We start from the raw sequence: 8,494 nt of genomic DNA, 5'->3' as shown, positions 1-8,494 counted from the left end.
GAACGATAGTTTAATAAACAACAGACGGCAGCCGGCCATAACGATCGGCTGCTTTTTCATTAAAGTAACGGGCAGATTAATACTAAACAGTTAACATGGAATAATAAACCACAACAAAATTGTGGAGGGTTTAAATTGAAACAAATTCTTGTTGCTTTATTAATTTTGGGCAGTGTGATATTTAGTCCTAAGTACGGAAATGCAAATGTATCCATGCCTTGCAGCTCAGTCCTAGAACCCGTAAATATTGGCTATGTAAATGCAAAAGGAATAGCTCTGGTCTATAAAGTGAAATTAACACCCAGCTTTCCACGTACCAGTATAAGCATTCATGCTAACCATCTTCCTACACCATCATCTATTGGAGAATATGATGGCTTTGAGGGCTTTGCATTTATTCAAAATGAGATTAGTTGGAGATTCAAACTATATCCAACACCAGAAGAAGGTGGTCCTACTTGGGCAGGTAGGATTGACGATATTACAGCAGATTTAGCAAATAGTAAAATTGAGGTGCGTCTTTCTAACTCAAAAACTGGGAAGCTAGGACCTGTGGTCTTAGAGAGCAACCTTAAAACCTGTAACTAACATTAGTTATTGAGCTAACGGGACACGTTAGCTCAATTAGAACATGATAGCAGCCGGCCAGAATGATCGGCTGCTATTTACATTAAAGTAACGGGCAGGATAGCAATGTAATACGGGAATCAACTTTTAGGGCAATACCGTGGTGTTATATGGATGCCTCCGAGCAAAACAAAATTGAGAGCAAGTTCGGTGTGATCAAGCGAAGGTTCGGACTTGGTCGTATTCAAGAACGCCTTGCGAAAGACCAGCCAAACCGTAATTGCTCAACATTTTCTGATCATGAATTTGGAGCGCAACCACCGGATTCATTTTTTCTTCATTTTAGGATGGTTTCAAATCTACCAATACAAACAGGGTGTGTTGAATTGATCATTTAGTAAGCCCTATTATATATCGCATCGCCGATTAATTGCGGGAGCATTCGACATCCTTCTGCCTCTTCATGAGGTAGAGGTTTTTTTTCGCGTATTTGGGCCGCAGCAGTATAGACAATTAGTTCAAAACCATGTATTGTTGGATACATGAGTAACCAACCGTTCAACGTCGCAATCGTTCTTAGAGAAAAGAGGGAGGTCCTTAATGAAACCGACATTGGATGAATCCCAACCAATCTTTCAACAGATCGCCCAAATGATCATGGACGAGATTGTGGAGGGCGAAATGAACGAAGAGGAACAAATTCCTTCCGAAAATGAATTGTCGCGCTTCTATAATATCAATCGGGCGACAGTACGCAAGGGTCTCCAGGCTTTGGTGGATGCAGGGATTATTTATAAACAGCGAGGGATAGGCATGTTTGTAAAGAGCGGAGCGAGGCTGCAATTGTTGAAGGAACGTCAGCATCACTATCGCGAACAGTTCGTCCTTCCCTTGTTGGAAGAAGCGAAGAGGATCGGATTAAGCAAGGAATCGGTCGTTCAGTTGATTCTGGAGGAGGAGTAATGATGATATACGTAAACGAAGTGGCGTATTCGTACGATAACGTTCCCGTTCTCGAAAAAGTATCATTCGAGGAGAAGGAGCCGGTGATCGCGGGGCTGTGGGGGCGCAACGGGGCCGGCAAAACAACGCTGATGAGACTACTGGCCGGTCATCAACGACCTCACGGCGGAACGGTTCAAGTTATGGGCTCGGCTCCTTACGGTAACCCGGCGGCAGTTCGGCATGTTTGCTTCATGCAGGAGGATCATCCGTTCAGCACGATATGGAAGGTGCAGGATGCCCTTCGTTTCGGTCGATATTTCAATGCCAACTGGGATCAAGCTACGGCAGACCGTCTGGTCGAAACTTTCAGATTGGACCGCAAGAAGAAAGTATCCAAACTGTCCAAAGGGATGAAGTCTGCACTTCAGTTTATTATCGGGTTATCTAGCCACGCTGGCGTAACGATACTCGATGAGCCGACAAACGGTCTGGATGCCGGGATGCGGAGAAAGCTGTATGAGGCATTAAGGGAAAGCCATGAGGATTCGCCTCGTCTCATTCTGATTTCGACGCATCATATTGAAGAAGTCCAAACGCTCTGCGAATCGTTGATCGTTATGCACAAGGGCAAGTTGCTGCATCATCAACCAATCGACGAGTTCCGCGAGCAAGGCATATGGTTGGCTGGCGAACGGAGCGCGGTGACAAGCGTTATTGACGATCATAAAGTGCTGGAGCAAAGCGCGTTAGGATCAAAAATCAGGGTGATGCTCGACGCCCCATATTCGAAGCAGTGGAAAGAGCAAGCGCAAGCCTATGGACTTTCCATTGAGAAAGCAGACTTGCAAAATTATTTGCTGAATATAACGGAAGATGCGGAGGTAAACCTATGAACGCACAGAGCGCGGTATTCCGATTGATATACGAGAATGCGAGCTGGTATTTTGTCAAACTTCTGCTGCTGTTCATTACCGTTCCGTTGACGATCGTATGGATTATCGCCGGCTTGGTCTTTGACCTCGATCGGGAAACGCTTGCCGCGATATCCGGGCCTACGTACTTCTTTTTCGTCGGTTTCGGGCTCTTCGGATTCAAGTCCCTCTTTTCGATATCGATCGGAATGGGAAGCACGCGCGAGCAATTCCTTAAAGCTTACTACAGCGTGGGCATAGGGGCAGTTATTTTCAGCGTCTTGTGTTTGAACATCTGCCAATACGCGCTAGTCACGATCTATCAATGGAATTCGGTAGAAGCCGGCATTCTGCATGCTGCAAGGTTGTTTCTGGAAGAGTACAATTTCTTCGACTATTTGTGGATCGATCTGATGGTGGGCATGGCATGCTTCGGTCTTTCTTTTTTCGGCTATGCCATCGTGTATCGAGTAGGATTTATCCGCAGCGTCATCATGTTCATGATCGTAACGGTCGCAGGCATATTTCTTTATTATGGAGGTACTATTTCCGCCTTGTTCGACTGGATGTCGAATTTCAAGATGAGTGCGATAGCTATCACTTCATGCGTCGGGGCGGTGAGTCTGGCTGCGTTATTTGCCACGTATCCGATGCTGCGCCATGCGCCATTGCATCCGCTGCCGAGAAAAGGATAACGAATAAATGGTCCGATGTATTAGAGCTTGCTGAACGACATGAAAAGCAGTTGGCTATCATCGTCAAATTCAGCCCCTGATCCCATTTCCAGAGGGAAGACGACTGTTCGCGGGACCCCACATATGGGAAATTTGCGAAATTCGTAAATAAGACGTTATACGAAACCCCGTGAGCTTAAAGATTATTTATAGAGACGAGGATTATTATGGACGAATTTATTCAATTCGTTGTTAATGAAGCAAAGAAACTTAACAAACAATTCTTCTTAGATTCTGGCGAAGGAAGAGACTATGAAGATCCCAAAACAGGATGGTATATAGAAGACCTTAGTGGCTGGTTGTTTGATTTGAATGATGAAGATACAATCAAAAGATTCATCATCACTCAGGGATCGGTATATTTTGAAGGCTATAAAGAAAACTATATTTTTGTTAAATGGGATATAAATGAACTTGGAAATATTGAAATTCAATTCATTACTAGTGATTTAGATAAATTCTGATTAAAGAACTTACTTATTAAGTAATTCAAGAAGTCCGGGGCTTCGTATAACACCATATTCACGCTTCGGGCCATTCGGCTCTCAGTGCCGGGCGGACGGATCACGTCATCGACCAAAGCGATCCGGAAGTTTGAGGAGCGGATTCGGGCCATCACTCGCCGGAACCAAACCGTCAATGTGAAGCAATTGGTCAAGAGGAAGTTGAATCCGTACACGAGGATGGGGGAACTACTTCGGGCGCGGCGATGCGAAGAAGCTATTTGCCCAAGGAGACGCCTGGATTCGGAGAAGACTTCGCATGATGCAACTGCGTAGTTGGAGGAAGATACGGAAACTGCATCGGGAGATGAGACGCAGAGGCTGGAAAGGAGAGGAACTCCCCCGGCTGCGAATGACCGCTAGGAGGAGTTCTCGGGAACCGCATGTCCACTTTGCTTTACCGAACGCTTGGTTTAAGGAACTCGGCCTTTGCAGTCTGATCGACATTTACAATGAACTCCATCCCCAGCGGGGATAGTCCTGGAGGAGCTGTATGCGACGACCCGCACGTCCGGTTCTGTGAGAGGCCCATGAATTTATTCATGGGCCTACTCGATTTAATCGAAAATCAGCAATAAAATTTAACACAGCCTATCAAAAAAGGTTATCTGGGTTTGGATTAACCAGATAACCTTTTACCTAAAATTCAGATCTAGATATTCAAACCCATTTAGGTCAGCCAGCACGGCGGGAGCGGATCAGAGTGATACCGGCAAGAACTATGCTTATGATCCCCGTCACGATGGCGATGACAGCCGCAGCTCTTCCGTCGCCAGTGCCGAAATCACCAGGGAACATGGTCATATGAATTAAAGCATAGACAATGATGACCAGCGCTACCACTACGGATATGATGGCCCCGTTTCGCCCACCATTGCCAATACGACGGATGGAGCGGGATAGAGACAGCCCAGCAAAGATTGCGTTCATCAGCCCCACAAACGCGTCTACCGTGGACCAGATTCGCCCGGTCGTGATTACATATCCGACTTTATTTTCAGCAAAGGCAATCGTTGGTACAAGTAGAAGCGCACAGAGTATTCCGAATGAAACTAGGTTCATTTTCATATGCTCATTCCTCCAATTTTCCGAGAGATTCTGGACGGCTTCGGCTTTCCACCGGTTGAGGACATTCGTGTGAATGCCATGCTCCAAGCAAGCTGTGAAACCAATTTTCTTCTTTTAACATTTCCAGTACCAGACGAGCTTTTTGTTCGGGAGTGAACTTTCTTCATTTGTTTGTCATTCAACTAAGTCTACTCCTTTTCGCTGCCTAGTTTCTATGTAGCATTATATTTTGGGTCGCTGTTCGGTGGACGGTGTACCATAGTGAGACTTGGCGCTTTAGCGCCATAGCGAAACTCGTATACTTTCTGTGAAAAACTCGCTTCGCTCAGAAACAAGTTTCGCCACGCTTACCACCGAACATCGCCTCGTCACTCTGTTCATTCGCCATATTTGGTTTATGAATTGAAATGGCTTGTATTTCGGTTCAGCTAGTGCGATATCGGGAGGCGAACCAAGCCATTCCAGAGAGGACGATCGTGATGGTCGACAGTATGACGGCAAAGGCGGCACCGCCTCGCCCGTTACCGGAACCAATATCGCCAGGAGTTTGAACAAAATGTGGCCCAGCGATGAAATAGACAATCAATGCCAACACGACGGCCACGATGGTCCCAATTCGCCAATTACCTTTGCCGGAACGATCAGAGGCACGGGCCAAAGACCACCAACTGATGACCACACTGCCCAACCCCACCACCACGGTCACGAGAATATTGATTCGTGCGGAAGTAAGACCGTAGACCTGTTCAGCTGAGGCAATTGTTGGCACAAATAGAAGTGCACAAAGGATTACGATTGAAACAAGTTTTATTTTCACGCTTATTCCCCTTTCACTGTCATTACAAAATCTTCTCTTGCGCCCTCCAAAAAGCACGTTCTCAATAGGAACAGAAAAAATAGTCGAATTATTTGTTACGAAGAGAGTGGGTCCAAGCCATTCCAGCAAGCGTCAAGCCGATCAGCCCAATCGCGATCGCTAGGATCGCTCCAGCACGTCCGTTGCCAGTGTTGAAACCACTAGGGGTAACGGCTAGATGAAACGCAGAGAGAAGCACACAAAACAGACTCAACACGATGGACATAACAGGCCATTGACCAGTGGCAAAACGACTGGTTGGACGGGTGCGAGCGATCCCAGCAACAACCGCGCTGCTGAGCCCAATCAACCCAGCCGCGAAAGTCAAGAGCCGCCCGGGGGTGATACTACCATAACCAACACCAGTCCCTTCAGCAAAGGCAATCGTCGGCACAAGTAGAAATACAGAAAAAATTGCGAATGAAACGAGTTTGACTTTCATGATTATTTCTCTCCTTTCACATCCAGTTTACACAACAAATGTCGAGAACTTATGCAGATCTTCCTCTCTTTGTGTGCATTTCTTTAAGAATCTGCCAAATCACGGTATAATTTCGGTAAGTGATATCACTCTCGTCGATGGAAGCAGACCAAAGGGGAAAGATGTGGTGGGAATGGAAACGAAATTGTTGCTTGTGGAGGACGAACCGGGCATGCTGGAGGAGATGCAAACTTATTTGCAGCGTGAAGGGTTCCGGGTATTGACCGCCTGTACCGGCAAGGAAGCGCTCCTAATTGCCCGGTCTGAGCGGCCTGATCTCGTCGTGCTGGATTGGATGCTCCCCGGGAAAAGCGGAATCGACGTTTGCCGCGAAATAAGGCAAACGTCACATTGCGGCATTATTATGGTTACGGCCCGATCGGATGAATCGGATAAAATCGTCGGTCTGGAAATCGGCGCGGATGATTATTTAACGAAGCCGTTCAGCTTGCGCGAGCTCGCTTCTCGCATCCGGGCTCTACTACGCCGCCTGCGCGGACCTGAAGACAGGTCGATGTTCTTGGAAAGAGACAACTTGATCATTTCCGAGGCCAAATGTCAGGTGTTCAAAGACGGTCAGGAAGTCCAATTGACGCCGACCGAGTTCAAAATTCTGTTCACGCTGGCAGCTCGTCCCGGTATCGTCTTCAGCCGTTTGCAATTGTTAAAGGCTGCTTTGGAGGATGAATACATGGGATACGAAAGAACGATGGATTCCCATATCCGGAATCTTCGCCGCAAGCTGGAAGATGATCCGACCAATCCCAGTTATATTCAAACGGTATACGGTTTCGGTTACCGATTCGGTGAACGTTCATGAAGATGACTGTCCGCATGAAAATATTTGCCTATATGGTACTGCTCGTGCTCATTATAAGCTTCACTTTCTCTCTGACAACGCAAGTCTACACAGCCGACTTGATCGATCAATTTCAAAGGGAACAAATCAATGCCGACTATTTGAGCGCCGCGCCCGAAGAGCAATTCGAAATCTTTAAATCTTATTTCCTTGGCAACACGCGGCTGGATGCACTGCTTCAAGTCACGCATGGCGCGCGGTTGCTTTTTTTTGGCGCGATCGGGTTGATCTTCAGTTTTTGGTTATCGGGGGTTCTGACCCACCCGCTCAAAAAGCTTATAGCCGCCATAGAGCGCGTGGCGCAGGGTGACCTGAACGTCAAAGTACCTGTAGACACGAAAGATGAGTATGGAAAAGTCGCCCAAACGTTCAATGATATGACGTTTCGCCTGCGTGAAGCCGAAGAAGCCCGAAGACGGTTGGTGGCTGATGTCGCTCACGAGCTTCGCACGCCGCTGTCCGTTATGCAGCTTAAACTGGAAAATTATCAGCAGGCCGGTCATCATATCTCGCCGGAAATGCTGCTTCGGCTTCATGATGAGGTCATCCGGCTCAACCAGCTTGTGGACGACCTTCATGTCTTATCGCTCGCCGAAGCGGGCCGGTTGTCGCTCGATCGCAAACCGCTCGATCTGACTGTACACCTGGAACGAATCGTGGATGACGTGAGATACGAAGCGGAAGAAAACGGATTGGATATTCGCCTCTGTACGAATTCAAGACCGGTTACCATGATGGTCGATGCGAGACGGATCACGCAGGTTTTCATTAATTTGCTGACCAATGCGATTCGTTATACGCCTCGTGGAGGGAAGATTACGGTTAAAATCGAAAACCGAGTCGTTGACCGTAATGCTTTTTTTGCGTGTGTCTCGGTGATCGACACCGGCATCGGAATACCGGCGGAGGAGTTGCCCCACCTATTCGATCGATTTTACCGCGTAGAAGAAGCGCGCTCGCGGCATACAGGCGGTACGGGGCTCGGATTATCTATCGTCCATCATTTTATCAGAGCCCACGGGGGCTTCATCCGCGTTGCGAGTCAGCCTGATGAAGGTACTATATTTACCGTTTATCTACCTGAAGGCAATGAAATTTAAAAAAATTGACAACTCCGGCGAGGGGCAGGTAAAAGTCCACTTGTCCGAGTTTGTTTTGTTGTTTGTCGGACGACACAAACATTATCCCTTTCATGGTCGCTTATATTGCGGCTTTTTTTAATAATGGGACAATGTTCTTGTCGCGAGCCGGCGACACAAACATTGTCCCATTTTCAATATACGACAAGAACATTGTCCGTTTTTCGACATAGGAAATCCACTCATAACAAATTCAAGATTCACATGAAATTAAGGTATGTTGATCAGGTTAAAAAGAATTCAGTTTGTTTGCAACTCATTAAGCTAACTGGCAGGTTAATTTAGTTGCAAAAAAAGGAAAAAAGAAAGGATATAGAGAAATATTAGAAGGATAACCAGTGTTTTCAGGGAGGGCTTTCATTGAAATACTTTTATGGACTTTTAGTGGTTTTGGGAGTTGTGTTGCCGTATTCGCAATTTCTTCCTTGGAT

The 8,494-nt window shown here is 46.7% G+C and carries 12 protein-coding genes; 8 read left to right on the top strand and 4 right to left on the bottom strand.

Features of this window, described 5'->3' with window-relative positions; translation table 11 throughout:
* Positions 1 to 135: 135 nt before the first annotated feature.
* The 6 genes from GC093_RS07965 to GC093_RS07940 all read left to right on the top strand — a co-directional run bounded on the left by GC093_RS07965 (position 136) and on the right by GC093_RS07940 (position 4,138).
* Positions 136 to 588 carry a YoqH family protein gene (locus GC093_RS07965; protein WP_171651343.1) on the top strand — a complete coding sequence of 151 codons (453 nt, stop codon included), beginning with the start codon at positions 136 to 138 and terminating at the stop codon, positions 586 to 588.
* Between the two features lie 579 nt (positions 589 to 1,167).
* Positions 1,168 to 1,530, top strand: a complete 363-nt coding sequence (locus GC093_RS07960) for a GntR family transcriptional regulator (RefSeq protein WP_171651342.1) — start codon at positions 1,168 to 1,170, stop codon at positions 1,528 to 1,530.
* A gap of 2 nt (positions 1,531 to 1,532) precedes the next feature.
* Complete coding sequence (locus GC093_RS07955) at positions 1,533 to 2,405, top strand: ABC transporter ATP-binding protein (RefSeq protein ID WP_171651341.1); 873 nt, start codon at positions 1,533 to 1,535, stop codon at positions 2,403 to 2,405.
* Complete coding sequence (locus tag GC093_RS07950; protein WP_171651340.1) at positions 2,402 to 3,118, top strand: hypothetical protein; 717 nt, start codon at positions 2,402 to 2,404, stop codon at positions 3,116 to 3,118. The genes GC093_RS07955 and GC093_RS07950 overlap by 4 nt, the downstream gene beginning before the upstream one ends.
* Before the next feature lie 206 nt (positions 3,119 to 3,324).
* Positions 3,325 to 3,621, top strand: coding sequence for a hypothetical protein (locus GC093_RS07945; RefSeq protein WP_171651339.1), 297 nt, complete (start codon positions 3,325 to 3,327; stop codon positions 3,619 to 3,621).
* A 205-nt stretch (positions 3,622 to 3,826) separates the two neighbouring features.
* Positions 3,827 to 4,138: a group II intron maturase-specific domain-containing protein gene (locus tag GC093_RS07940; protein ID WP_312886476.1), complete on the top strand. Its 312-nt coding sequence runs from the start codon at positions 3,827 to 3,829 to the stop codon at positions 4,136 to 4,138.
* 197 nt (positions 4,139 to 4,335) lie between these two features.
* Here GC093_RS07940 and GC093_RS07935 read toward each other — a convergent pair whose 3' ends face one another.
* The 3 genes from GC093_RS07935 to GC093_RS07925 form a co-directional block, all read right to left on the bottom strand.
* Entirely contained in the window at positions 4,336 to 4,722 is a 387-nt protein-coding gene (locus tag GC093_RS07935) for a DUF6223 family protein (RefSeq protein ID WP_246313900.1), read from the bottom strand.
* Positions 4,723 to 5,152: 430 nt separating this feature from the next.
* Complete coding sequence (locus tag GC093_RS36320; protein WP_171651337.1) at positions 5,153 to 5,545, bottom strand: DUF6223 family protein; 393 nt, start codon at positions 5,543 to 5,545, stop codon at positions 5,153 to 5,155.
* An 88-nt stretch (positions 5,546 to 5,633) separates the two neighbouring features.
* Positions 5,634 to 5,912: a DUF6223 family protein gene (locus tag GC093_RS07925; protein ID WP_246313892.1), complete on the bottom strand. Its 279-nt coding sequence runs from the start codon at positions 5,910 to 5,912 to the stop codon at positions 5,634 to 5,636.
* Between the two features lie 286 nt (positions 5,913 to 6,198).
* Here GC093_RS07925 and GC093_RS07920 point away from each other — a divergent pair, with 286 nt between their 5' ends.
* Positions 6,199 to 6,885 (top strand): response regulator transcription factor, encoded by a 687-nt coding sequence (locus GC093_RS07920; protein ID WP_171651335.1) that lies wholly within the window; start codon positions 6,199 to 6,201, stop codon positions 6,883 to 6,885.
* On the opposite strand, the gene GC093_RS35795 is transcribed toward GC093_RS07920, so the two are convergent.
* Positions 6,861 to 7,106 carry a hypothetical protein gene (locus tag GC093_RS35795; RefSeq protein ID WP_246313925.1) on the bottom strand — a complete coding sequence of 82 codons (246 nt, stop codon included), beginning with the start codon at positions 7,104 to 7,106 and terminating at the stop codon, positions 6,861 to 6,863. The two genes, GC093_RS07920 and GC093_RS35795, sit on opposite strands and share 25 nt — an antisense overlap.
* Here GC093_RS35795 and GC093_RS35785 point away from each other — a divergent pair.
* On the top strand, positions 7,026 to 8,024 hold the full coding sequence (locus GC093_RS35785) for a sensor histidine kinase (protein WP_281365191.1): 999 nt from the start codon (positions 7,026 to 7,028) through the stop codon (positions 8,022 to 8,024). The genes GC093_RS35795 and GC093_RS35785 overlap by 81 nt on opposite strands.
* The last annotated feature ends 470 nt before the right edge of the window (positions 8,025 to 8,494 follow it).

Source organism: Paenibacillus foliorum (assembly GCF_013141765.1).
GTDB lineage: Bacteria > Bacillota > Bacilli > Paenibacillales > NBRC-103111 > Paenibacillus_S > Paenibacillus_S foliorum.
Note: the sequence above shows the minus strand (reverse complement) of the source record. Positions and strands in the feature narration are given on the sequence as shown.